The sequence below is a fragment of the Paraburkholderia sp. RL17-383-BIF-A genome (genome assembly GCF_046028015.1).
Taxonomy (GTDB): Bacteria; Pseudomonadota; Gammaproteobacteria; order Burkholderiales; family Burkholderiaceae; genus Paraburkholderia.
On sequence record NZ_JARESR010000014.1, the window covers coordinates 104128 to 128464 of the forward strand.

Annotated in this window: 25 protein-coding genes; 13 read left to right on the forward strand and 12 right to left on the reverse strand. The window is 62.0% G+C overall.

The features are described from left to right. The first annotated feature begins 396 nt into the window (after window positions 1-396). Window positions 397-2148 carry an ABC transporter permease gene (locus P0D71_RS17990; RefSeq protein WP_091796226.1) on the forward strand — a complete coding sequence of 584 codons (1752 nt, stop codon included), beginning with the start codon at window positions 397-399 and terminating at the stop codon, window positions 2146-2148. 19 nt (window positions 2149-2167) lie between these two features. After that, window positions 2168-3514 (forward strand): ABC transporter ATP-binding protein, encoded by a 1347-nt coding sequence (locus P0D71_RS17995; protein ID WP_091796224.1) that lies wholly within the window; start codon window positions 2168-2170, stop codon window positions 3512-3514. 103 nt (window positions 3515-3617) lie between these two features. Here P0D71_RS17995 and P0D71_RS18000 read toward each other — a convergent pair whose 3' ends face one another. From P0D71_RS18000 to P0D71_RS18010, 3 genes are all read right to left on the reverse strand, one after another. Beyond that, window positions 3618-4187, reverse strand: coding sequence for a hypothetical protein (locus P0D71_RS18000; protein WP_408481367.1), 570 nt, complete (start codon window positions 4185-4187; stop codon window positions 3618-3620). Continuing rightward, a complete protein-coding gene (locus P0D71_RS18005) occupies window positions 4184-4762 on the reverse strand; it encodes a hypothetical protein (RefSeq protein ID WP_408481368.1) in 579 nt (192 codons plus the stop codon). Before P0D71_RS18005 ends, P0D71_RS18000 begins: the two co-directional genes overlap by 4 nt. 323 nt (window positions 4763-5085) lie before the next feature. Next, window positions 5086-6144 (reverse strand): sigma-54 interaction domain-containing protein, encoded by a 1059-nt coding sequence (locus P0D71_RS18010; RefSeq protein ID WP_091796218.1) that lies wholly within the window; start codon window positions 6142-6144, stop codon window positions 5086-5088. A 372-nt stretch (window positions 6145-6516) separates the two neighbouring features. Between P0D71_RS18010 and P0D71_RS18015 the strand changes: the two genes are divergently transcribed. The 6 genes from P0D71_RS18015 to otsA all read left to right on the forward strand — a co-directional run bounded on the left by P0D71_RS18015 (window position 6517) and on the right by otsA (window position 11269). After that, the gene (locus P0D71_RS18015; RefSeq protein ID WP_091796216.1) at window positions 6517-6834 is read left to right on the forward strand and encodes an ElaB/YgaM/YqjD family protein; all 318 of its coding nucleotides are present in this window, start codon (window positions 6517-6519) and stop codon (window positions 6832-6834) included. 47 nt (window positions 6835-6881) lie between these two features. Continuing rightward, window positions 6882-7151 (forward strand): hypothetical protein, encoded by a 270-nt coding sequence (locus P0D71_RS18020; RefSeq protein WP_091796214.1) that lies wholly within the window; start codon window positions 6882-6884, stop codon window positions 7149-7151. A gap of 307 nt (window positions 7152-7458) precedes the next feature. Next, window positions 7459-8859, forward strand: coding sequence for a sigma-54-dependent transcriptional regulator (locus tag P0D71_RS18025; RefSeq protein WP_091796213.1), 1401 nt, complete (start codon window positions 7459-7461; stop codon window positions 8857-8859). A 134-nt stretch (window positions 8860-8993) separates the two neighbouring features. Then, complete coding sequence (locus P0D71_RS18030) at window positions 8994-9263, forward strand: hypothetical protein (protein ID WP_408481369.1); 270 nt, start codon at window positions 8994-8996, stop codon at window positions 9261-9263. Window positions 9264-9416: 153 nt separating this feature from the next. Then, window positions 9417-9629 (forward strand): hypothetical protein, encoded by a 213-nt coding sequence (locus P0D71_RS18035; RefSeq protein WP_091796209.1) that lies wholly within the window; start codon window positions 9417-9419, stop codon window positions 9627-9629. A gap of 212 nt (window positions 9630-9841) precedes the next feature. Beyond that, entirely contained in the window at window positions 9842-11269 is a 1428-nt protein-coding gene (otsA, locus tag P0D71_RS18040; RefSeq protein WP_091796207.1) for an alpha,alpha-trehalose-phosphate synthase (UDP-forming), read from the forward strand. 148 nt (window positions 11270-11417) lie between these two features. Here the strand turns inward: otsA and P0D71_RS18045 are convergent, their stop codons facing one another. The 5 genes from P0D71_RS18045 to P0D71_RS18065 form a co-directional block, all read right to left on the reverse strand. Beyond that, window positions 11418-12875: an MFS transporter gene (locus P0D71_RS18045; protein ID WP_408481370.1), complete on the reverse strand. Its 1458-nt coding sequence runs from the start codon at window positions 12873-12875 to the stop codon at window positions 11418-11420. A gap of 125 nt (window positions 12876-13000) precedes the next feature. Next, window positions 13001-13504, reverse strand: a complete 504-nt coding sequence (locus tag P0D71_RS18050; RefSeq protein WP_091796203.1) for a YbhB/YbcL family Raf kinase inhibitor-like protein — start codon at window positions 13502-13504, stop codon at window positions 13001-13003. 162 nt (window positions 13505-13666) lie between these two features. Continuing rightward, window positions 13667-14113: a very short patch repair endonuclease gene (locus P0D71_RS18055; RefSeq protein WP_091796200.1), complete on the reverse strand. Its 447-nt coding sequence runs from the start codon at window positions 14111-14113 to the stop codon at window positions 13667-13669. 54 nt (window positions 14114-14167) lie between these two features. Further along, a complete protein-coding gene (gene dcm, locus P0D71_RS18060; protein WP_091796198.1) occupies window positions 14168-15448 on the reverse strand; it encodes a DNA (cytosine-5-)-methyltransferase in 1281 nt (426 codons plus the stop codon). Between the two features lie 289 nt (window positions 15449-15737). Beyond that, entirely contained in the window at window positions 15738-16064 is a 327-nt protein-coding gene (locus P0D71_RS18065; RefSeq protein ID WP_408186092.1) for a hypothetical protein, read from the reverse strand. A 175-nt stretch (window positions 16065-16239) separates the two neighbouring features. On the opposite strand from P0D71_RS18065, the gene P0D71_RS18070 reads away from it, so the two are divergent. The 3 genes from P0D71_RS18070 (at window position 16240) to P0D71_RS18080 (ending at window position 17805) form a co-directional block, all read left to right on the forward strand. Beyond that, a complete protein-coding gene (locus tag P0D71_RS18070) occupies window positions 16240-16431 on the forward strand; it encodes a CsbD family protein (RefSeq protein ID WP_074763400.1) in 192 nt (63 codons plus the stop codon). A 210-nt stretch (window positions 16432-16641) separates the two neighbouring features. Further along, window positions 16642-16863 carry a hypothetical protein gene (locus P0D71_RS18075; protein WP_091796194.1) on the forward strand — a complete coding sequence of 74 codons (222 nt, stop codon included), beginning with the start codon at window positions 16642-16644 and terminating at the stop codon, window positions 16861-16863. Window positions 16864-17097: 234 nt separating this feature from the next. Continuing rightward, window positions 17098-17805: a glutathione S-transferase N-terminal domain-containing protein gene (locus P0D71_RS18080; protein ID WP_408481372.1), complete on the forward strand. Its 708-nt coding sequence runs from the start codon at window positions 17098-17100 to the stop codon at window positions 17803-17805. Between the two features lie 275 nt (window positions 17806-18080). On the opposite strand, the gene P0D71_RS18085 is transcribed toward P0D71_RS18080, so the two are convergent. Further along, window positions 18081-18254 (reverse strand): hypothetical protein, encoded by a 174-nt coding sequence (locus P0D71_RS18085; RefSeq protein WP_408345070.1) that lies wholly within the window; start codon window positions 18252-18254, stop codon window positions 18081-18083. 243 nt (window positions 18255-18497) lie between these two features. Between P0D71_RS18085 and P0D71_RS18090 the strand changes: the two genes are divergently transcribed. Both P0D71_RS18090 and P0D71_RS18095 read left to right on the forward strand, forming a co-directional pair. Beyond that, on the forward strand, window positions 18498-19571 hold the full coding sequence (locus P0D71_RS18090; protein WP_408481373.1) for an acyltransferase family protein: 1074 nt from the start codon (window positions 18498-18500) through the stop codon (window positions 19569-19571). Window positions 19572-19689: 118 nt separating this feature from the next. Beyond that, the gene (locus P0D71_RS18095) at window positions 19690-20808 is read left to right on the forward strand and encodes a methyltransferase domain-containing protein (RefSeq protein ID WP_408481375.1); all 1119 of its coding nucleotides are present in this window, start codon (window positions 19690-19692) and stop codon (window positions 20806-20808) included. A gap of 66 nt (window positions 20809-20874) precedes the next feature. Here the strand turns inward: P0D71_RS18095 and P0D71_RS18100 are convergent, their stop codons facing one another. The 3 genes from P0D71_RS18100 to P0D71_RS18110 form a co-directional block, all read right to left on the reverse strand. Further along, entirely contained in the window at window positions 20875-21084 is a 210-nt protein-coding gene (locus P0D71_RS18100; protein WP_091796186.1) for a hypothetical protein, read from the reverse strand. 78 nt (window positions 21085-21162) lie between these two features. Next, window positions 21163-21906, reverse strand: coding sequence for a YoaK family protein (locus P0D71_RS18105; protein WP_091796184.1), 744 nt, complete (start codon window positions 21904-21906; stop codon window positions 21163-21165). Between the two features lie 175 nt (window positions 21907-22081). Beyond that, window positions 22082-24274, reverse strand: coding sequence for a TonB-dependent siderophore receptor (locus tag P0D71_RS18110; protein ID WP_408481376.1), 2193 nt, complete (start codon window positions 24272-24274; stop codon window positions 22082-22084). Window positions 24275-24337 lie beyond the last annotated feature (63 nt).

The following is a 24337-nucleotide window of genomic DNA, read 5'->3' on the forward strand; positions in this document are numbered from 1 at the left end:
TGCGCGCGACGACGAACGGCCTGCCGCTTGACGTGCGCGCGCGGCCCTCAAGGACGATAGCGGCACGTCCCCCGTTATTTATCGCGATTTACCGCGAAAGGTTGTGCCTGAAACATAGGATGGTGTAGTGTCGTGCCGTCCAAAACAAGGAAAGCTTGCCAGCCTACGGGCGGCGCCCGCGGCGACAGGAGTCGGGTTTGAGGGTTGCGGTCCTGGGCGGCTCGTCCACGGACACATCCTTCACCGGTCCACGTGTCTCCAACGCTAACGATTTACCGCGCACACGCGTTTTGCCATGCCTGATTTCCGCTTTCCGGACCGATCTTCAGACCGCCGCGCCGAAGCCGCGGCCTCCTTGTTGTTTGCGAACTGCTGGCTCGACGGGGAGGGCATCTGATGGATTTCAGCTTCAACCTCAAGCGCACCGCCAATGCGTCGGCATGGCGGGTGCTGCCCAATCGCTGGGACTTCGTCGCCTTCCCGCTGATCATCTGCGTGATCGCCATGGCGGCGATCGGTTTTCACGAGACCTTGGCGCCCATGTCGACGCTCAAGACTCAAACCATCTCGCTCGATCCGGCGAATCTGCCTGAGTACGCCATGCGCACTACGCTGCGCATGCTGGCGGCCATGGTCGCCTCGCTGATCTTCACGCTGGTGTACGGCACGCTGGCGGCCAAGAGCCGCCGCGCCGGGCTCGTGCTGGTGCCGATTCTGGACATCCTTCAGTCGGTGCCCGTGCTCGGCTACATATCGTTTACGGTCACCTTCTTCCTCGCGCTGTTTCCCGGCCGGGTGCTCGGCGCCGAGCTGGCGGCGATTTTCGCGATCTTCACGAGCCAGGCGTGGAACATGACGTTCAGCTTCTATCAGTCGCTGCGCACGGTGCCACGCGATCTGGACGAAGTCTCGCGCGGCTTCCACCTCACTTCATGGCAGCGCTTCTGGAAACTGGAAGTGCCGTTCTCGATGCCGGGCCTCATCTGGAACATGATGATGTCGATGTCGGGTGGCTGGTTCTTCGTGGTGGCCTCAGAAGCGATCACGGTCGGCAACCGCACGATCACGCTGCCGGGCATCGGCGCGTATCTGGCGCAGGCGATCTCGGACAAGAACCTGCATGCGATCGGCTGGGTGATCCTCGCCATGACAGTCGTGATTCTCGCGTACGACCAGTTCCTGTTCCGGCCGCTCGTCGCGTGGGCGGACAAGTTCCGCATGGAAAACACCAGTTCGGGCGACGCGCCGGAATCGTGGCTGCTCGATCTGATTCGCCGCACCCGCCTGATCCACCGGCTGCTGGTGCCGCTCGGCTGGATGTTCGCGCGAGCCGCGCGCGTGCCGCTGCGGCTGCCGGCCATCCAGGGTCCGCGCTTCCAGATCCCGCAGATGCAGAAAAGCTCGCGCGTCGGCGATATCGTATGGGCGGCGCTGGTGCTGCTCACCACCGTCTACGTGGTGTACCGCGTCTTCATGTATGTGCGCACCGGCGTCTCGCTGGATGAAGTCTGGCACGTGTTCGTGCTCGGACTCATTACGCTCTTGCGCGTGGTGGTGCTGATCGCGCTGGCCTCGGTCGTGTGGGTGCCGGTTGGTGTGCTGATCGGCTTGCGCCCGGCGCTCGCCGAAAAGATCCAGCCGCTCGCGCAGTTTCTCGCCGCGTTCCCGGCCAATCTGCTTTTCCCGGTGTTCGTGATCGCGATCGTGCGCTTCCACCTGAACCCGGACATCTGGCTGTCGCCGCTGATCGTGCTCGGCACCCAGTGGTATATCCTGTTCAACGTGATTGCCGGCGCGACCTCGTATCCGAACGACTATCGCGAGGCGGCCAAGAACTTCCATATCCGCGGCTGGCAGTGGTGGCGTCAGGCGATTCTGCCGGGCATTTTTCCGTATTACGTGACGGGCGCGATCACCGCGTCGGGCGGCGCGTGGAACGCGAGCATCGTCGCGGAATTCGTGCAGTGGGGCGACACCAAAGTGGCCGCGCACGGCTTGGGCGCTTACATCGCGCAGTCCACCGCCGCGGGCGACTATCCGAAGATCATCGTGGGCATCGCCGTGATGTCCCTGTTCGTGACACTGTTCAACCGCCTGCTGTGGCGTCCGATGTACGCCTACGCCGAAGCCAAGCTCCGGCTTGATTGAAATTTGAAGGCAAAACGCGATGCAAAATCCTAAAGCTGCTATGACCGCCGCGCCGATCCAGACGCCGCCGAAGCCGCCGCGCCTCGGCGAAGAGATCCTGCGCGTCAAGGACGTGTGCCGCGGTTTCAACAAGTCGCAGGGCGAACTGCTCGTCCTCGACGACGCGAACCTGTCGTTGCGCGAAGGTGAGATCGTCGGCTTGCTGGGCCGTTCGGGCTCGGGCAAGTCGACGCTGTTGCGCATCATCGCCGGTCTGATCGAGCCGACCGATGGCGAAGTCACGTATATGGGCAAGCCGCTCAACGGTCCCGCAAAGGGCGTCGCGATGGTGTTTCAGACCTTCGCGCTGTTCCCGTGGCTGACCGTGCTGCAAAACGTGGAAGCGGGCCTCGAAGCGCAAGGCGTCGGCGCGAGCGAGCGGCGCACGCGCGCGCTCGCCGCGATCGACCTGATCGGTCTGGACGGTTTCGAAAACGCTTACCCGCGCGAACTGTCGGGCGGTATGCGCCAGCGCGTCGGCTTTGCGCGCGCGCTGGTGGTCGACCCCACGCTGCTGCTGATGGACGAACCGTTCTCCGCGCTCGACGTGCTGACCGCCGAAACGCTGCGTACCGACCTGCTCGATCTGTGGACGCAAGGCCGCATGCCGATCAAGGCGGTGTTGATCGTCACGCACAACATCGAGGAAGCGGTGTTCATGTGCGACCGGATCCTGGTGCTGTCGTCGAATCCGGGCCGCGTGATCGCCGAGATCAAGGTGCCGTTCAAGCATCCGCGTAATCGTCTGGACCCGGCGTTCCGCCGGCTGGTGGACGAGATCTACGCGAAGATGACCGCGCGTCAGACCGACGAAAAGACCAAGAAGGGCCTCGAGTTGCACAGCTGGCTGCCGCATGTGTCGACCAACCTGATGGCCGGTCTGATCGAAACATTGGCCGCGGCGCCGTACCACGGCCGCGCCGACATGCCGGAAATCGCCCGTTCGCTGCATCTGGAGGTGGACGATCTGTTCCCGGTCGCCGAAGTGCTGCAGCATCTCGGTTTCGCCGACGTGCGCGAAGGCGATATTTTCCTGACGCCGCCTGCGCGCGTGTTCGCCGAGTTCGGCACGCAGGAGCGCAAGATGATGTTCGCCGAGCATCTGCTGCGGCATGTGCCGCTCGCCGCGCGAATCAAGAAGGTGCTCAACGAACGGCCGGGGCATCGCGCGCCGCGTGTGCGCTTCGAGCAGGAGCTGGAGGATTTTCTGTCGGACAGCGCCGCGGAAGAGACGCTCGACGCGGTCATCAACTGGGGCCGTTATGGCGAGATCTTCTCGTATAACGACCAGACCGAAATCTTCAGTCTGGAAGACGTGGAGTCTTGAGCGCGCTTGAGTAGCGTTCGAGCCGATCGGATCGAACGTCGCGCCTCGCGCTGAAGCGAAACAGGAACGGCAGGAGACCCTGCCGTTTTTTATTGCCGCGCGCCTATTGCAGATTGCCCCAGCGCGGAACGGCCGGTTCGGCGGACGCCCACTTCCAGCCCTTGTCCTGTTGGCACGCGCTCGCCGTGTACCAGTCCTCATGCGCGCTCGGGCCGTCGCCGTCCTGCACCGAGAACACGAATTCCTTGCAGAGCGCGAGGGCCGAACCGAATGCGCGCGTCACGCGAACCTGGCCGTGGCCGTTCTCGATCGGCAGCGTGTGCTTGACGGCCCAGGGGCGCGTCTCGCCGACCGGCATGGCGCCCGCCAACGCGGCGATCATGTTCTGCTGATCGGTGTGCATGGTGCGCATATAGTGGCCCACGGCCTCGTCGGTCGCCGCCTGTACGGCAATGCCGACACCGATGCCGATCGCCGGATTGGACGTCACGAGACCCGACGCGACACCGGCCGCCGCGCCGCTTGCCGCGCCGACCGACGAGCAGCCGCTCGTCATGACACTCGCGCCGACGCACAGCGCGCCCGCCAGCACGAGCCGCAACCGGCTGCTGGACCACGTCGCGAGGCGCACGCGGCGCGCCTTGAATCCAGCCGTATGCGAACGCGCCGTCATTGCAACGCGCCCCAACGTTCGGTGGCGGGTTCGGCCGATGCCCATTTCCAGTTCTCGCCGTCGCGGCAGATCGAGGCGACATAAAACGCGCTGCTGGCCGGCACATTCTTGGTGGCCGTCTGGTCGACGGAGAAGACGATTTCCTTGCAGTCGAGCGCGCCCGTGCTGATCATGCGGCTCACGGTGACGCGGCCGTGTTCGTCGTCTTCGATCGGCACAGAGTGGGTGACGCTCCATGGCGCCACTGCGCCGACGTCGAGCGGCCCGGCGATTTTGGCGATACCGTCCTGCGTATTCGTGTGAACCACGCGTTCCGAATACTGCACGCCGGCCCGCGCCGCGGCGACTGCGCCGAGGCCGATGCCGGTCGCGACAGCCGCGTTGTTCGTCACTTTTGCCGCGAGCGCGGCGCCTGCGATACCGGCGCCGGCGGTGGCGCCTTCCGAGTAGAGCGAGCTACAGCCGCTCAACGCCGACGAGATCGCCACGACGAGAGCAACGAGTGCCGTGGCATTGGGACGACTACGCCCGGCGGTTTGTTTTGCCCATTCGGCCCAGACCATACTTTTTTGCATTTACCTGTCTCTGCTCCTGCAAGTGCCTTTCGTTCACGCTCGATAAACACCGAATGAACGAGTAACACGCGTTCCCCACCTAGCAATGCGTGTGCCGCATTTTGCAGGATGCTATTCGTAATTGGCAGAGGGAAAATGCAAGCAATTGCAAAAGATGGTGCGAGCAAAATCGGTTTCTGTTGGGCGTAAATCGATTTTGATTGGTGGTGCGAAGGGATTGGATTCGGAATTCAACGCGCGCAAGCAAGGGCTTTTTGCAAGCGTTGTCGATGCACGATATCGGTACTCACGCGGCTTTTCCACGTGAGTACCGTGTCACGAAGTTATTGCTCGGACTCGTCTTCCGCGCTTTCGTCGCCGTATGCGCTCAAGCGGTTGTACAGCGTCTTGAGACTCACGCCAAGGGCTTTGGCCGCACGCCGTTTGTCGCCGCCGCAATATTTCAGCGTGCCGAGAATGATCTGTTTTTGCGCGTCGGCGAGCGGCGTGCCGATCCATACGCTCATCGCATCGCCTTGGGTCATGGGCTTTTTCACCCGCGACGCGAGATGCGGATGCGGCAGCTCCACCGTCTTCTCCGCGAGAATGAAGGCGCGATACACCGCGTTCTTCAACTCGCGCACGTTGCCTGGCCACGACCAGGTGCGCAGCGTTTCGATCGATTTTTTGCTGAAGCTTTTGCTCGTGCCTTCCTGCTGATTGAGCAGCGCGAGGAAGTGCTGCGCGAGCAGTTCGCGATCGTTCTCACGCTCGCGCAGTGGCGGCGCGCGTAGCGGGAAAACCGCGAGCCGGTACATGAGGTCTTCACGCAGACCGTTTTCCTTGACCGCGACCGCCGGGTCGCGATTGGTCGCGGCGATCACGCGCACGTTGCCGCTGATCAGGTCATTGCCGCCCACGCGATAAAAGGTGCCCGTTTCGAGCGCGCGCAGAAGCTTGACCTGACGCACCGGCGCCATTTCGGTAATCTCGTCGAGGAACAGCGTGCCGCCGTTCGCATGTTCGAAGTAGCCGATGCGGCCTTGCACCGCGCCAGTAAAACTGCCTTTTTCGTGGCCGAACAGTTCGGCTTCGATGAGTTCGTCGGGAATCGCGCCGCAGTTCACGGCGACGAATGGCGCGTCCTTACGGCCGCTTTGATCGTGAATCGTGCGGGCGATCAATTCCTTGCCCGTGCCCGATTCGCCGATGATCAGCGCGGTCGCGTCGGTGCCGGCGACGCGTTCGATCTGCTCGTACAGATCCAGCATCACCGGCGACGAGCCGTACAGCAGGCCGTACGACTTCAGTCCCGCGATGCCGTCCGCGACGCGCTGCTTCGCCTGTGCCGAACCATTGCCGCCGGCGGAGACGGCGGGCGAGTCCAGGTCGATTGACGCCATAAACGGGGGTCCTGTGCAAATGTGTTCGTTGTTGCGGCGCGCAGGCCTGGGAACGAGATAAACCAGTCAAGCCGCTATCTCTCAAAGATTGATTTAACCACTTTGGCACCGTTTTCGGCAATCGATGTGAAGGCCTGCGGATACATTCGTTTCTGGTCGGTCGAAAGTCCCTCGCGCAGCGACCGCCTTCGGATTTAAGGTCAAAGTTACCGGGCACGGTGTTTGCGAATTCCACCCGACACGCGTGTGCTTTTTCTCGCGATCCGATGCCATTCGATGGCTCGTCACTGCGGGTGGCGCTTGCCGATCCGCAGGCCCGGCAGGCTCGCCGGAAAGCACACGCGAACGCCGAACTCAGACCAGGAGTGAATGATGACTGACACCACGCAACAGCTTGCACTCGGCGGCCAGAAGATTGTCGAAGATCTGCGGGTGCTGCTGAAAGACTCGGAAGAAATGCTGCGGCTTGCCGCCAACGTGCCTGGCGAGGGCGTCGACGCTCTCCGTGACAAGCTGGGTACGCACGTCGAAACCCTGCAATCGGCGCTGGGCGACGCGCAGCAGAATGCGCAGCGTCGTTACCGGACAGCCACCGTCAATACCGAACGCTACGTGCGCCACAATCCTTGGCGTTCGATCGGCATTGCCGCGGGCGTCGGCTTCGTGCTCGGCGTCCTGACGACGCGCTAAACGCGCGTTCCGGTACCAATCCGCTTCATGAAGACAAGGAGTTCACGATGGCACGACCTAAAATCGGCATCTTCGGCGCGCTGATGGCGCTCGGTGGCTTTCTGGCTATCCGTTATGTGCAGCGCAGCCGCGCGGCTCAGATTCCGGTGGCGCGTGAATTGAGCCGTTGGGAAAACGAAGGCGGTACGGTGGCGGCGCCGGCAACCCCCGCGGCCAATGCGGCTCCGGCGGCCGATGTGAGCCCGGGCGCGCATGGCGCCAACGGCTCCGCGTATCCGAACGGCAACGGCGGCGCATGGCCGTTTCCTCGCAGCTGACGGCACTGTTTAAACAGCGTCGCCGGTGTGCCGCCCTAGCGGGCGGCGCCCGGGTGCCTTGTTAATTTTGCCTCGATAAAGCCGTATAATAGGTAAATAGACAACAATGTCGGTTTATACCGGGGGTTTTGGCTCGATATTGTTGCAATATTGAATCAAGTCGGTGGTTGGCGTGTTTCGTTCAGGTTGGTGGGCGCTCACATTGGAGCACCTGGCAGCCCGGCAAAGCGCCAGGCCGTCGGCGCGCTTTTAAGCATGCGCCTTAGCATGTATTCCCACACCCACGCTTGCAGGCTTTCGAGACGCGATGCCACATGTACTGATTGTCGATGACGATGCCGGTACCCGCGAGGCGCTTTCCGCCATCATCGGGGAAGACGGCCTGACCACTGCCACCGCGGGCGATTTGCGCGAAGCGCGCATTCAATTGGTCCGGCAGATGCCGGACGTTGTCTTTACGGACCTGAAGCTGCCGGACGGCAGCGGGGTCGATCTGTTCGAAGATCTGGATCCGCGCTCCGGCGTGGAAGTGATCGTGATTACCGGCCACGCCACGGTCGAGTCGGCGGTCAACGCGCTGAAAATGGGCGCCACCGACTATCTGGTCAAACCGATCAACATGCAGCGCGTGAAGGCGATCCTCTCGCGCCTGCCGCGCGCCGGCGACCTGAAAGCGGAAATCGGCACGTTGCGCGGCGAGCTGCGCCGCATGGGCCGCTTCGGTCTGATGCTCGGCAATTCGCCGGCCATGCAGGAGGTCTATGACCAGATCGGCCGCGTCGCGCCGACCGCGGCTTCGGTCATGCTGGTGGGCGAGTCGGGCACCGGCAAGGAAGTCGCCGCGCAGACGCTGCACCAGCTCAGCTTGCGCCGTAAGCACGCGTTTCTCGCGGTGAACTGCGGCGCGATTTCGCCGAACCTGATCGAATCGGAGATGTTCGGCCACGAGCGCGGCTCGTTCACCGGCGCGGACCGTCAGCACAAGGGTTATTTCGAGCGCGCGAACGGCGGCACGCTGTTCCTCGACGAAATCACCGAAATGCCGATCGAGTTGCAGGTCAAGCTGTTGCGCGTACTGGAAACCGGCATGTTCATGCGGGTCGGCACGACCAAGGAAATCGAAACGGACGTGCGCCTGATCGCGGCGACCAACCGCGATCCCGAGCAGGCCGTGCTGGAAGGCAAGCTGCGGCTCGACCTTTACCATCGGTTGAACGTGTTTCCGATCAGTTTGCCGCCGTTGCGCGAACGCGGTAAGGACGTGGAACTGCTGGCGCAGGCTTTCCTCGACGAACTCAACGAACGCCACAGTACCAAAAAGCATTTCCCCGCAGCCGTGAAGGACATGCTGATGTCGTACCCGTGGCCGGGCAATGTGCGCGAGTTGAAGAACTACGTGCAGCGCGCGCACATCATGTCGGGTTCGGATTCGGACAGCACGGCGACCGTGCCGCTGCAGATCACGCTGTCCAAGCCCGCAGCCGGCACCGCGATTACGATTCCGTTCGGCACGTCGCTTGCCGAAGCGGACCGTCAACTGATTCTGGCGACGCTCGAGCAGTGCGGCGGCGTGAAGACGCGGGCCGCCGAGATCCTCGGCATCAGCCTGAAGACGCTGTACAACCGCCTCGTCGAGTATGGCAACGACGCGCGCGAAGACGGCGATGCCGCCGACGAATCGCGCGCACTGGGCGGCGCGGACGCTTAATCGTCACTGCGTGTCAGCGGCGTGCCGCCTGCGCCGCTGACACCGTTCAGACCGCCGATGTGGTCCTGCCGGGCGCATCCGTAACGGCACAGGCCTTGCTGCATTCCAGTGGAACGCAAACGAGGACAAACAACATGCTGGAATACGCTGCCGCTCCCGTGCTTCCCCTGCCGATGCATGCTCACCGCCCCGAGCCGATCGAGCCGCCATCAGCTCCTCCGATTGCGCCACCGAGTCCCGGCGAGCCCGACACCATTCCTGTTCCGAGTCCCGATCCGGGGCCGCAACCGATCGAACCCATCGAACCAGTCGCTCCGCCGATTGGCGATCCGCCGCCGCAGCCCACGCAAACGCCACAAGCCAGTCAGGGGTGGCCGTCACCGTCGCCATGCATGCAACTCTGACGCGTTCCGTGCGTTGCGGCACAGTCCGACGTCGAGAAGTTATGTACTTGTTACAAAGCCGGCGCATCTTTTACCGGCAAATTACCTTGGCGGCCCCTAGACTGTATTGATGCCGCAAAACTGGCGGCAGGCTTCCCCTTGGAGGCGTGGATCATGAGACATCCAGCACTGCGACGTTCAGCGCGTCATTCGAAGCGCGATTCCCGGCCGGGCGGCAGCAAGGACAGCGCAACGGCGTCGCCCGATCCGGCAGGGCAGAACCGCGTCGCGCCCGATGCGCCGCCAGACGGCGAGCACAACCAGGGCGGCGTGCGGCCGGAAGGGCTTGAATATCAGCGCGACCTGGGCTCGGAGCAGGACGCCTGAGACGGTTCGACGACCGGTAAGAGGCGTTCCGGTTTCGTCAGATAAAGCAGAAAAAATTTCTTCGTGGCGGAGCGGCGCTGCGCGTTCTTGCTCGCTCGTCACATTTGCATACATTTTTATTTCCAACATCTCAAAAAACGGCACGCGACTTGCATGCACCTTTTTGGCACATATCCGTATGCAACGAAACAACTGAACTAGGTGGAGCACCAATGAGCAGACTGATCGTGGTATCGAATCGTGTCGCGCCGACCCAGGAAGGCCGTCCCGCAGCGGGTGGCCTCGCTATCGGCGTGCTGGACGCGTTGAAGGAAACCGGCGGGGTCTGGTTCGGCTGGAGCGGCGAGACGGTGAGTGAGCCGAGCGCTCCGGTGATCGAGAAACAAGGCAACGTGACGTACGCGACGGTGGGTCTCACCAAGCGCGACTACGACCAGTATTACCGCGGTTTTTCCAATGCGACGCTGTGGCCGACGTTCCACTATCGCAATGACCTGTCGCGCTACGACCGGCAGGAATATGCGGGCTACCAGCGTGTGAACGCGACGCTCGCGAAGCAACTCAAGGAGTTGCTCAAACCCGATGACATCATCTGGGTCCACGACTATCACCTGCTGCCGTTCGCGCGTTGTCTGCGTGAACTGGGCGTGAAGAATCCGATCGGCTTCTTCCTGCATATTCCGTTTCCGGTGCCGGAAGTATTGCGGACCATTCCGCCGCACGAAGAACTGGTCAAGGCCATGTGCAGCTATGACGTGATCGGCTTTCAGACGGAGGCGGATCGCCAGTCGTTCGTCGACTTCATCGAGCGCGGCCAGCACGGCACCTCGAGCGAGGACGGCATGGTGCACGCGTACAACCGCTTCCTCAAAGTGGGCGCGTATCCGATCGGAATCTATCCGGACGCGATTGCCAAGGCCGCCGAACAGTTCACCGACCGTAAGCCGGTGCGCAGCCTGCGCGACGGCATGCGCGGGCGCAAGCTGATCATGAGCGTGGACCGTCTCGATTATTCGAAGGGTCTGGTGGAACGCTTCCAGGCCTTCGAGCGGCTGCTGCTGAACGCGCCGGGTTGGCACGGTCGCGTGTCGCTGGTGCAGATCGCGCCGCCGACGCGCGCGGACGTGACGACTTACCAGCGGATTCGGCAAACGCTCGAGGGCGAAGCCGGCCGCATCAACGGCCGGTTCGCGCAACTCGACTGGACCCCGATTCAGTATCTGAATCGCAAATACGAGCGCAATCTGTTGATGGCGCTATTCCGCCAATCTCAGGTCGGCTACGTGACGCCGCTGCGCGACGGCATGAATCTCGTCGCGAAGGAATATGTCGCCTCGCAGGATCCCGCCGATCCTGGCGTACTGGTGCTGTCGCAATTCGCCGGCGCCGCCGAGCAGTTGCCGGGCGCGCTGGTCGTCAATCCGTTCGATCTGTCGCAGATGGCCGAAGCACTGGAGCGCGCACTGTCGATGCCGCTCGCCGAGCGTCAGGCGCGGCATGCCGACATGATGGCGCCGATGCGCGAGAACAATCTGTCCGTCTGGCGCGATACGTTCCTCGCCGATCTGCGCAACGTCGCGACGGCCTCTTCGGTGGCGGCTAAAGCGGTAAAGCTCGCTGACGTGACCGCGTCGTCGTAGCCGGATTAGCGGCCGCGCGGCTTGCGGTTGCGCCGTGCGTGCTGGTCACGTCGTTGAAGCTATGTGGATGGTTCTGGATGAGAAGAAGGGCGCGAATCGCGTGATGCGAAACGCGCCCTTTTGCTTTGCTGCGTTCGAACGACTCCGGTCAAGCGTTCAGGCCGCTTGCGCGATGCCCCGGCTGCACCACGCGCATCGTGCTGATCACGGCGGCGAGTGCCGAGAAGCACGCGGCGACATAGAGCGCGATGGTCGGCCCGTGCTGCGGCGCAACGCCGAAGATCAGCGCGACCAGCGCCGCGCCGAGCGTCTGCCCGGTCAGGCGCGCGGTGCCCAGCATGCCGCTCGCACCGCCGCTGCGCTCGCGCGGCGCGGAGGACAGCATGGTGCGATTGTTCGGCGACTGGAAGATGCCAAAGCCCGCGCCGCACAGCGCCATGCGCCACGCAATCTGCATGGCGTCGGGGTGCGCGCCGAGTGTGGCGAGCAATATCAGCCCCGCCGTCATGGCGGCCAGCCCGACGCCGCCCAGCCATCCCGACGACACCTTGTCCGACAGGAAGCCCGCAATTGGCGCCGCGATGATGATCACGGCCGGCCAGGGCGTCATGAGCAGCCCGGTTTCCACCTGCGACAATCCCAGCGTTTCCTGCAACAGAAAGGGCAGTGATACGAAGGCGAGCATCTGCGCGCAGAACGAACAGACCGAGGTCCCGATCGAAAGCGCAAAGATGGGAATCCTGAGCAAATCGACCGGCAGCAGCGGCGCCGGCTGCGTCAACTGACGGCGCACGAAGAAATAGCCGATCACCACGGCCGCAATCACTTCGATCGCGACGTAGCCTAAGCGCTCGCCGTGGCCGAGTCCGTCGACGGCAAAAATCAGCAGGCCGAATACGAACGCGTTCATCACCGCGCTCAGGTAGTCGTAGGGGGATTCGTGACCGCGGTTCATCGGCAGCGCCTTCAGGCCGCCGACAATGGCCGCGATGCCGATCGGCACGTTGATCGCGAACAGCCACGGCCACGAGGCGACGGCGAGCACCCCGGAAGCGACGGTCGGCCCGACCGCCGCCGACACCGCGACCACCATCGCGTTGATCGAGACGCCACGCCCGAGCTGACCGGGCGGATAGATCATGCGCACCAGCGCCGTGTTCACGCTCATGATGCCCGCCGCGCCGAAACCTTGAATCACGCGAGCGAGCGCGAGCGTCGGCAGCGAAGTCGACATCGCGCAACCGAGCGAGGCCACCGTGAACAGGATCAGCCCGCCGAGGTAGATGCGCCGGTAGCCGATGCGATCGCCGAGCGAGGCAAGCGGCAGCAGCGAGATGGTGATCGCGAGCTGATAGGCGTTGACGACCCAGATCGAACCCGCGGCGCTGGCGTGCAGGTTGCGCGCGATAGTCGGCAGCGCCACGTTGGCGATCGCGCTGTCGAGTACCGCCAGCGTGAGGGCGAGCGCGATGACCAGCATTGCCCAGTAGCGCTGCGGAACCGGCAGGCCTTGTTCGGTGTTGTCCGATAACGCGGTGTCGGGGGCGAGTGTGTCGGCCGCTTCGGGGGGAAGGGCGCCGTCCTTGCGCGATGGTTGTGCGTGCATCGATTGTTCGAGTTGTAGGGGAAGGCTCAGCGGTCACGCGACGAGTCACGCGCGTTGCGCGCCGCCATCGAAACAGCCGGCCGTCGCAACGACGATGCCGGCGCGCCGGCATCGCGTCCCGCGCATTATTTGAGTTCGTACAGGCCGGTATGAGTGGTCGAGTCGAGTTCGTTCAGATGCGTCATGAAGCGCGCCACTGCGTTGGTGGTGTCCGCGTTGATCGGCAGATGCGGCACCCGCAGAGCGTGCAGACGGAAGATGTAGCGGTGCGCCTTGTCGCCACGCGGCGGCGCGGCGCCGCCGAAGCCGACCGTGCCGTAATCGTTGCGCACCTGCAGCGCGCCTTGCGGCAGCAACGAGCCGTCCGCCTTGCCGGCATTGCGCGGCAGCGAGCGGGCGTCGGCCGGAATGTTCACCACGACCCAGTGCCAGAAGCCGCTGCCGGTCGGCGCGTCGGGATCGTGAACGGTGAGGGCGAAACTTTGGGTGTCGGGCGGCGGCGCTTCCCACTGCAATGCCGGCGAGATGTTTTCGCCGTCTACGCCGAACGCCTTGTCGTGATATTCGTGGGCTTTCGGCATGAAGCCGTTGGTGGGAAATTCGTCGGACCAGAGACGGAATTCTGCCATGATGTGCCTCCCTTCTTAAGTGGTTCTGGGATGGTCGGGGCGAGTGGCTGTACAACCGCTTTGCAGCGCCGCGCGTCACGCATAAGTGCCCCGAGTTAGCCAATCGAGTGTATCACCAGCGAGCTTCGCGTTCGTGCGCGCAGGACGGACTACAAGCGGCTTTCAGCCGCGTTCCTCGAAGCTCGGCGCGTCGCTCTTCAGCCAGTCGACGAGCCGCTGCAAGACCCCTTCGATATCGCGATTCGCGCCACGCAAAGCGCATTCCCACACCACGGCGACGCGCCAGCCGCTCGCGAGGAGCGCCGCGCGAACCTTGTCGTCGTTGCTGCGATTGCGGCCGATCTTGTCGCGCCAGAACTCCGGCCGCGTTTGCGGCCATTTGAAAAGACGACAGTCGTGGCCATGCCAGAAACAGCCATGCACCAGCACGACAGCGCGGTAGCGCGGCAACACGATATCCGGGCGTCCCGGCAGATCGCGCGCGTCAAGGCGGAAGCGGAAACCCTGGCGATGCAGCAGGCTGCGGATCAGAATTTCGGGCTTGGTATTGCGCCCGCGGATGCCGGACATCATCCGGCTGCGCGTCGCGCTATCGACGATATCCACCATGTCTAGCGCCGCGCCGGTGCGTCGACAAGCCGCCCACGCACACCTATTGATCGCTCACGCGTACAGCGAGAGAGTTTGCTTCGAGCCATGGCGTGTTTCCTCGGCGAGCAGGGTTTGCACATGCGGCAGCATGATGCGCGCTACTTCGCGCATGACCGGCATCACGACGCTGTTGCCGAACTGCCGGTAGGCCTGCGTGTCGCTCACCGGGATTCTGAAGGTATCGGGAAAGCCCATCAGCCGCGCGCATTCGCGTGGCGTGAGGCGGCGCGGCCGCAGCGCCTCGCCTTGGTAGACGAGGATTTCCGAGCCGTCCTTGTGATAGCGCGCCGACAGCGTGCGCGTCACGCTGTTCGGATAAGCCATGCCGAAGCCGAAGCCGTTGCCCGCCGCGCGGTGTTTCTCCGCGTAGTTCTGCAGATAGGTCCAGAGGTTCGGCGTGAGCGTGTACTTGGGTTGCACGCGTCGGCTCGCGTGATCGAAGAAACGGTCGTGGTCCCACGGCAGCACCGGTTCGCTGCCGTCCGTGCGATGCAGGATCGAGCCGAGGCGCGGGCCGTTGTCCGGCAACTGCAGATCGTCCCACGAGAACGAGGTTTTGCCGCGAAACCCGACAATGATGATCCGCTCCCTGTGCTGCGGCGTGAAATGCTGGCCGTCCACCACGCGATAGTGCACTTCGTAACCCAACTCGTCGCGCAAGGTCTGCAGGATCACGTCGAAGGTGCGGCCCTTGTCGTGCGACAGCAGATTCTTCACGTTTTCCAGCAGGAATGCGGCGGGGCGCTTTGCCGCGATAATCCGGGCGACGTCGAAAAACAGCGTGCCCTGCGTGGTGCACTCGAAACCATGCGGCCGGCCGAGCGCGTTCTTCTTGCTCACGCCGGCGATCGAAAATGGCTGGCACGGGAAGCCGCCGAGCAGCACGTCGTGGCTCGGCACTTCTTCAGCCGGAAACGAGACGATATCGCCGATCAGCGCATGCTCGCCGCCGCTCGGGTAATTCTCGCGATACGTCTTGGTCGAAAAGTCGTTCCACTCGCTGGTAAAGACGCAGTCGCCGCCATGCGCCTCGAAGCCCATGCGAATCCCGCCGATGCCGGCGAACAGGTCGATAAAGCGGAACTGGGCGCTGTCGCCCGCGCTGCGCCTCGCTCGCGCCCGGTTTTGCAGCAGGTCGCGCAAGGCGGGTTCCAGCATCGCCGGGCAGGGTGTTTCGCCTTTTTCCCAGCGACGCACCGTCTTGATGTCCTTGCCGACATGCGCGGCGATTTCGCGTTGAGTGAAGCGGGCGCGCGCTTGCTGGAGCAATGCGAGCGGTGCGGCGAGGGTCACGGGCGTCCTTGCTGGGAATTTTTGCGGACATTATGACCTAAGGTCGTCCCATTTCCCTATTTTTTGCGTCGCTTGGGCAGAAAATTTCCAGCGTCGGCACGCGTTGTCCACGGGAGGTCCGCGCCTAAATGCGGCTGTCACAGTTGCGCGTGTAAGCTTCCAGCGTGACGCAAAATCCCTGCGTTGCGACGTGTTGAGGCCGCGACATGGTTCGCGGCCGTTTTTTTAAGTCGTGAGCAATGGGGATACGGCCGGCCCGGAAGAGTCGGCGGCTCAGGCTCGCAGCGCCTCAGGCAGTGTGGTGGGCGCTGGCCGGATAGGGTGGCGGAAAGAGGGCGGCGGAGGCCGGGGCCAGTGCGTCCCATGCCAGTTGAGGCTCGGCCTGGAACTGGTCGAGCTGAAGCAGAAGGCTGTCGACCGCGCACAGTTGTGCGTGAGACAGATTGCCGGCGTCGAGCAACTGGTAGAGGCGCTTGCGCCAATATGCGGCCGACAGGATCGGCCCGCCCAGATCGCCGTGTAAAGACGGCCGCATCACACGCGCAATGTGCGCAATGTCCCGATCGATCAGTGCAGCTTGGGACGACCCCGAAAGCGTAATCAGTGTACGGTCCATGGCTCCTCCATGGCACCCTTTACGGCAGACTGTGCCGGGACTTTAGGGTTTTTTTAAAATATTTTTTACGGTGCTCCTTGGGGCAGATCGGTGGCGTGATGCCTCGGGCACACCCGTTGCTGAATACGGATACTGGCGTAATCTCGCGCCGGCATTCCAAATAGTGGAGCCGAATATGAACAAGGACCAGGTGAAGGGTGTGGCCGAGCAGGTCAAGGGCAAGGTCAATGAAGCAATCGGCAAGGCCACGGACAACCCGGGCAAGGAATTGAAGGGCGACCTGCAACAAGGCGCTGGCAAGGTGCAGAAGGCCTATGGCGACGCTAAAGAAGACGCCAAGGACAATGCGAAGCGCAACGCGCCGTAATCGGCTGCGACCAGATTGACGGAAAAGGCGCTTCGGCGCCTTTTTCCGTTTCTGAGCGGTGCCTTTGACCGTGAACGTCTTGTCTTGGACAGTGGGCTATCGTGCCGATGGCGATTTTCGCCTGGGAGTAACCCGGGGTCGGCACGCGGAGCATTCCGCACGCGGAGCGTCGCCTTTAGACTTGGCGCATCCAACACGGAGACGGCGCCCATGACACCCGAGAAAATTCTTTCGATGTTCGAACGGCAATACCTGGAGGGCAAGACGCCCGTGGATCTGGAGCAGACTTGCGCGAGTTTTGCGAGTTGGCTGGCGGTGGCGTGGGAGTTGCTCGACGCAGAGCAGAAGACGCTGCTCCTGACGATCGGCGCGACTCTGTGGCGTGAAGGTTATAACTTGCGCGCCGGCGCGGCGACGAAGGATTTGTGGTGAGTCGCGCCTCGCGAGCGTTGCTGCGTTCGCAGTGCGATGCTCGCAATACGTCGACGCACGAGCGCGCCGTGCCGGCGTGGCCTCTGAGCAGCGCGCCGACGCGTTGTACCAAGTCGGTTTATATTTGACGATCCCGCGTTGGTATTTTGGGCGCCGGTCCTCCAGCCGGCGCCGAAGCCCGATGCCTCATGCCCCTATCAGGCCGCAACATTCGCACAAGGGTTAGATCGTCACATGACCGATCTATCTGCTTTTCCGATCACGAATAAATGGCTTGCTGAGCATCCGGACCGGATTCAGCTCTACTCGCTGCCTACGCCCAATGGCGTGAAGGTGTCGATCATGCTCGAAGAGACGGGTTTGCCGTATGAACCGCATCTCGTGCGCTTCGATACGAATGATCAGATGACGCCGGAGTTTCTGTCGCTCAATCCGAACAACAAGATCCCCGCGATCATCGATCCGAATGGGCCGGACGGCAAACCGCTGCCGCTGTTCGAATCCGGCGCGATCCTGATCTATCTCGCGGACAAGAGCGGCAAGTTCATTCCGCAGGACGCCGCCGGCCGCTATGAAGCGCTTCAGTGGGTGATGTTCCAGATGGGCGGAATCGGGCCGATGTTCGGGCAGGTGGGTTTCTTCCACAAGTTCGCCGGCAAGGAGTATGAAGACAAGCGTCCGCGCGATCGTTACATCGGCGAAGCGAAAAGGCTGCTCGGCGTGCTGGATCGGCAACTCGAAGGACGCGACTGGATTCTCGGCGATATGTACTCGATCGCCGATATCGCCACCTTTCCGTGGGTGCGCAATCTGATTGGTTTCTATGAGGCGGGTGAGCTCGTCGGCATTCAGGAATTCCCGAACGTGACACGCGTGCTGGCGGCGTTCGTCGCGCGACCGGCCGTGGCGAGGGGTCTGGAGATTCCGAAGCGGCCTGCGTAGGCAAGTCGTGAGGCCGGGCGGGGAGTTGGCGTCCGGCCGTGGTTTGAGGAAGTCACCGCGCGAGTTGCGTTAGGTCTCAGTACCCATTGGTCTGCTTCGAGACCGGCGGTAGTGGGCAGCAACTCGCGCTGGGCGAGTTGCCCGGCTGCTCCGTCAGGGTAAAGCGCCAAGTGTTATGGTTGAGCAGGGATCATTAGGATGCCAAATATAAAATTCCCTTGCTGAATTATGTGCCGCTTTTTCGGTGGTCAATAAGAGTACGTCGGCCTTACTCATCACCGACCCAAAGGTGTCTGGCATGTCGGCGTGAAACTCGACTTGCCGGCTATCGGCGGTGAGCCCGTGAAATATTCGTTCTGGAAGTCGATCAACAGCAACGCCGTGCGGCTGGCGATGAGCGAGGCCAGGGCCCAGGCATGCGGGATGCTGCGCAGTGTTCGGTTGGACATGCTGTTCTCCTTGATGGCGGTCGGAAAGGAACCGGGTCTAGGGTAGGGGACACATCGCAACAACGCCGCGGGCAGGTCTAAGTCTGAGCGTGATTTGCACAGATCGCAGGTCGTTTTCTCTTCTTGAAGGTACTCGCTGACTAGCTGAATCGTTACAGCCTCAGCCTTACCAAATAGCTCAAGAAATCATTGATTGTCGCTATCCGCGTAGCGGGATAGTCGCCGCACACTCCGGAATAGGTCATGGATCAACCGCAGCATCTTCGGATTGCCGGGCTCGACGGCCTGCGCGGACTGTCCGTTATAGCGGTCTTTCTTGCGCATACCGGCCTTGCGGGTGTGGTGGGGGGCGGATATGTCGGCGTCGATGTATTTTTCGTTTTGAGCGGCTACCTCATCACAAGCTTGCTCGTAACGGAGCATTCGCGCACCGGGCGGATTGATTTGCCGGCTTTTTATTGGCGGCGCGCCCGGCGCCTTTATCCCGCTTTGTGTCTGATGCTGGCCGGCGTCACACTCTATTGTCTGATATTTCCCGTTGCCTTCAGGGTTGGGTGGGAAGTCTTACCGGCTTTCTTCTACGTGATGAATTGGGTTCGTGCGCTCGGGATCTACGACGCTCATCTCACCGGACATGCATGGACATTGGCAGTCGAGGAGCAGTTTTACCTGGTTTGGCCGCTGATTCTGCTAGTTGTGTTGAAATTCTGGCCACGTCGCGCCTTGATCGCATTTGCCCTTTTGACCGTTGCGGTGATCTGTTGGCGTTCGTATCTCATCTCGCTTGATCTTCCCATGGCCCGTATTTATTGCGGCTTTGATACCCATTCCGACGGGCTTCTGATCGGCGCTTTGCTGGCCGTGATGCCGCGCCGATGGGCAGTCAGGGCCGCGAAGTTGTGGCCGGTTGCTGCTGTGTATCTGTCTTTCGTATTACTCAGCGAAACCGGCATTGAGTTTTCGTTGCGAGCGGTGGGATATCCCCTGACGCCGTTGGCCGCGGCATTCATCGTCGCGAAGGTCGTCACGCAACAGCGCTCCGCTTTGGTGAGGGCGCTCAGCATTGCGCCGCTAGCGGGGTTCGGTCGTGTTTCGTACGGCTTTTACCTCTGGCATTACGTTGTGCTGCAGTCGATGCTCTACGGCGGGTACGAAACCATGGGCGCATTTTTCGGTGGATTTTCTCATCCGAGAATCGCCATGGTGACGATCACATTCGGTGTGTCAATCGCACTGACCCTTTTCTCGTGGTTTGTCATCGAAAAGCCGGCCATGCGATTGCGTTTCCCTTGGAGGCGCAACGTGGCGATGGCTTGAGCCGATGGCACGGACGCGAGCTTCACGCTCATGAGCGTACGAGCCTCGCCAAATGGGCGGCGTTTATCGCGTATTCGGCTACGGATAGTCGGGCGACTACCCTTCAATTGTTTAGTTTTTGTGTAAGCCAGTAGAGATTGTTTTATTCGCCGGTCGGGCAAGGCATGGTAAGTTGCGTGATGGTCGGCCCATTGCAGAGAGGTGGTTCATGAATCTGGTTACGACGCTTCGCCGCGGGCACCTTCTGAAACACATCGATCTGTCGGGCGTCGGCCTGGAGATTGGGCCGTATGACCAGCCGACCGTCTTCAAGTCGGAAGCAGATGTTCGGTATCTGGACTGGAAAGATAAAGAGCAACTGGTGCAGGAGTGTACGCATCCTGACATGATCGTTGACATACCCGATATCGATTATGTGGTTCATTCGAATCGGTACTGCGACTATATCGCCGATAAGTTTAACTACATTATCGCGAATCATGTGATGGAGCATGCGCCGAACATGATTCAATGGCTGTCCGATCTGTGCGACATGATGCAGCCGGGCGGCGTTCTGTTTCTCGCGCTGCCGGACAAGAAGTTCAGTTTCGACAAGTACCGCCAGGATACGGCGCTGAGCCATTTTGTGGCCGAGTATCTGGCGGGCGTCGAGGACATTCCGCGCGAACATCAAATCGAATGTGAAATCTACTACGACGAAGCATTCGTCAACAAGCCGATGCATGTGGCGGATAAGCTGGATATGAACCGCATCAAGGAGAAGCTGAAGGCGCCGCCGCATGTCGGCATTCACAGCCATGTTTTCGAAAGCGGCACGATCGTATCCAAGGTTTTGAAGCCTATCCTCATGATGGGTTTCGTGGAATTCAATCTGGTCGACTTTGTGCCTGCGCGCGGCGAGACCGGCGGAGAAATGATCATTGTTCTTCGCAAGGAACCGCCTCGCGTGGAACTGGCGACCGAAGAGTTCTACAGTGCTCCGGTGCAGACGACGCATACGTCGAACACGGCTGACACCGTTGACGCGGTCGCCACGGCGCAGCGGTTGGCCGATGCCGAGAAAGCCGTTACGGAATTGCGCGCGAGGCTGGCAGTGATGCAAGAGGAAATCGCATCGAGGACGTCGACGATCAGTGCGCTCGAGTCGTCCACGTCCTGGCGAATCACCGCACCGTTGCGCGCCGCGGTGACCAAGCTTCGAGGGCTCGGCTCGGGCGGGCGAAACGTCTCGTATTGAAGGGCCACGTCGAAGCGATTGTTGTACGTTCGCCATGAGACATCTTCGACCGGCCGCTGTCAGTTGTCAGTGCAAATCCGCAGGGTTGCCGCCCATCGCTCGATAAAGATCGCGCACAAACTCTTCGCTGATCACGTCCCATTCCGGTGAGGCATAAAGCACGTCCTCGGGGTTCTTCTTGCCCTGTGCGTGCCGCAGTGTGCGCACGGTCAATTCGAGGGCCATCGCCTCTTCATAGAGAGGGTGGCCGGGGCGGAGGCGGTCGTCGTTGTCCATGCCTGATTTTCGGCAGCCGCCGAACAAACTTTAGATGCAGCCTCGCAAGCGCGCATGGAATGGCCGCGTGGCGTTTGTCTAAGCCCGATAGGCGCGCATGTCGTCGACGATTGGGACAACGGCAAGAGTAAGAAGGACGATCGCGAGAGGAATGGTCGACACAAATCCCAAATGCCTGAAGCCTACAGCGCCGGCAACGCCGCCCCCGAGGAACGACAGCAACAAGGATCCGAGAAGTGCCAGTTTCTGTCGATCGCCTCGGACCGGGTTGCCGGACGCACCACCGAAATTCCAGTAAAACAGCTTGCCAAGCTCGATGCCAATATCGGTTACCAAACCGGTGACGTGCGTCGTCCGAATCTCCGCCTTCGAAATTTTGGTGATCATGGCGTTCTGCAGCCCCATCACGTAGCAGAGAAGACAAACTGTAGCCGGGACGAACAGCACACGGTGCTTCTCCAGATTCGAGCCGAGCAAACCGAAGAGTAGGAGCAGTGACGCCTCGAGCATCAATGGCATTGCATACTGGCTATGCAAGTGCTTGCGGTGCCCCCAATTGATCAGGATCGCCGAGGTGGCCGCTCCGACAAGGAAGGACATTAAGGAACTGAATCCGGCCACCACCACGTCGATGTCGCCAAGCGCGAAGTTATCGGCAAGCGACGACACGATGCCGGACATGTGTGACGTGTACTGACCCACAGCAAGGAATCCGCCGGCATTGGCCGCCCCGGCGACAAACGCGAGCGAACGCCCAAGGCGGCGATTGGTCTCGTCGTTGCGCTCTGGCTTGGTCAAACCGCGAAGGTAATTGATGGGCATGTAATAACCTTCGGTATCGGCGCTTGGTATCGGCGATGTGGCCAACACATGTTGCGTAGGTGTGAGTCGATGCTAACACGAAACAATGCTGCCTCTGCTGGCCTGGCGTCGCGCGTTTGGCCTCTGTCAAGCTGACGGCCGCAGTAGGGCGATCGACCTCGGCGCATCGCGACACTCAATAGCTGTATCCCAGTGTGAGCATCACGGAGCGATCGTCGCCAAGCGCCACGGCGTTGCTCAAGCCACCCGTGTAGTAGTGCTTGTTGAAGACGTTGCTCACACGCAGCGCGGCGCGCCAGCGCGGCGCCGTGTAGCCCACGCCCACTTCGCTGACCACGAAGCCCGGAATCGTCATGCCGTACGCGTAGAGATTGCTCTGGCCGCGCACGCCGCCGTTGATTTCCCAGCGATACAGTTCGCCCGGCAGCTTGTAGCGCGCGAACACATTGAAGCTGTGGCGCGGCACGTTGTTGATGCGTTCGCCGTCGGTCGAAGGTGTCTGGCCGCCGTCGTCGGCAATCACCGCCGACGTATACGCGTAGCCGCCCGTCACGCTCAGATGATTCGTCGGCGCGGTATTGAAACTGAATTCGAAGCCGCGCGAATGCTCCTCGCCCACAGCGATGCTGTAGCCGTCGTTGTTCGGATCGTCTTCGAGCACGTTGCGTCGGCGCAGATCGAACGCCGCGACCGTCACGCTCGTGCGGCCCTTCTCGATGTCGAACTTCACGCCCGCTTCCCACTGCTTGCCCGTTTCCGGATCGAACGCGTTGCCGTTCACGTCCGCGCCGCTGTTCGGATAGAACGATGTCGCGTAGCTCACGTACGGTCGCACTCCCGGATACAGTTCGTACATCAAGGCAACCGAGCCGGTCGTGGCGTTCGAAGGATTGCGGCTGCGCGTGTCGGTGAGTTCGTTGAGCACGTCGCTCGACGCGCTGTCGTAGCGCACGCCTGCGAGCACACGCCAGCGCTGGCCGAGCGCGATCTGGTCGCGCGCATAGAAGCCGAGATCGCGGATCGTCGTGTATGTATGCGTTTTCGGCTTGGACGGGCAGGTGATCGAGCCCGTGTAGACCGGGTCGTACATGTCGATCGAGCCGACAGTACAGGTGGTCGAGGCGGCATCCTCCCGGCCGCGCATGTAGTCCATGCCGAAGGTGAGTTCGTGGCGGCCGAGCGCGGTGTCGAAGGTCTTCTGCGCGTTGTTGTCGAGCGAGATCGTGTCGCCGGACCATTGCGAATCAGTGGCCGTGCGGTTCAGCGTGTAGCCGTTCGAGGCGACCTTGCCGTTGGCGACCAGCTGGCCGCCGAGTGAGAACTGTTGCCAACGGAAGTTCTGATTCACCGTCCAGCCGGAATCGAAATGATGCGCGAAGGCGTAGCCGACGCGCGCCTCGTGACCTGAGTACGGCTGCTGATCGGGCTCGCCGGTAAAGGTGCTGCGCGCGAGGCTGCCGTTCTTGTTCGCGAGCACCGAGCCGGACCACGGCAGGCCTTGCTGGCGGATGTAATTGCGCTCCTGGTAGCTCGTCAGGATCGTGAATTCCGTGCGCGGGCCGAGATCGAGTGATAGCGACGGCGCGATATAGCGATTGCGCGACCAGACGTAGTCGGTGGCGTCGTTCGAGTTCATCGCAAGCGCGTTGATGCGGAACGCGGCCTTGCCGTTTTCCGAGAGCGGCGTGCCCATGTCGACGCTACCCTGGTAGTAGCCGTGGCTGCCCGCGGTGACATCGACGTCGGCGAAGGTATAGGTTTCCGGGCGCTTGCTGACCATGTTGACCATGCCGCCAGGCAGCACGAGCCCGGAGAGCAGCGTGGCCGGTCCTTTGAGCACTTCAATCTGCTGCAGGCCGAAGATCTCTTCAGCGAAGCGGTTGTTGATGGCGGTGCGCAGGCCGTCGAGATACACCGAATCCGACGCCGTCTGGCCGCGAATGATGAAGTCGTCCCAGCCGCGTCGGCCATACGTGCCTGAGATGACGCCGGGCACGTCGTGCAACGCGTCGTTGAGCGTCTGGGCCTGTTGCGCGTCCAACAGGTCGCGCGTGACGACGCTGATCGATTGCGGCGTTTCGTTCAAGGGCACCGACGATTTCGTCACCTGGGCGGAGGCGGGCATGTCGAACGCGGTCCCGGACGCGCCGCTCGCGGTGATCTTCACGACGGGCAACTCGGCCGGGCCTGCCGTGTTCTGCGTACTGCCCGTACTCGCGGGCGTGTTGGCGGACGTGCCGGTTCCGGCTTTCGGTGCGTTCGGGGTGGTGCGACTCGCTGCATCCGGCGCGGCGGCTTGCGCGAAGACGAGCGTGGGCGCCGCAAAGAAGGCAATCAGAAGTGCGGCATGGATCTGGCGGAAGCGCATCGAAGAACCCTTGTCGAAATGCGAATCATTATTAATTGAGTCGCGAATCCTACTACGGGTTAT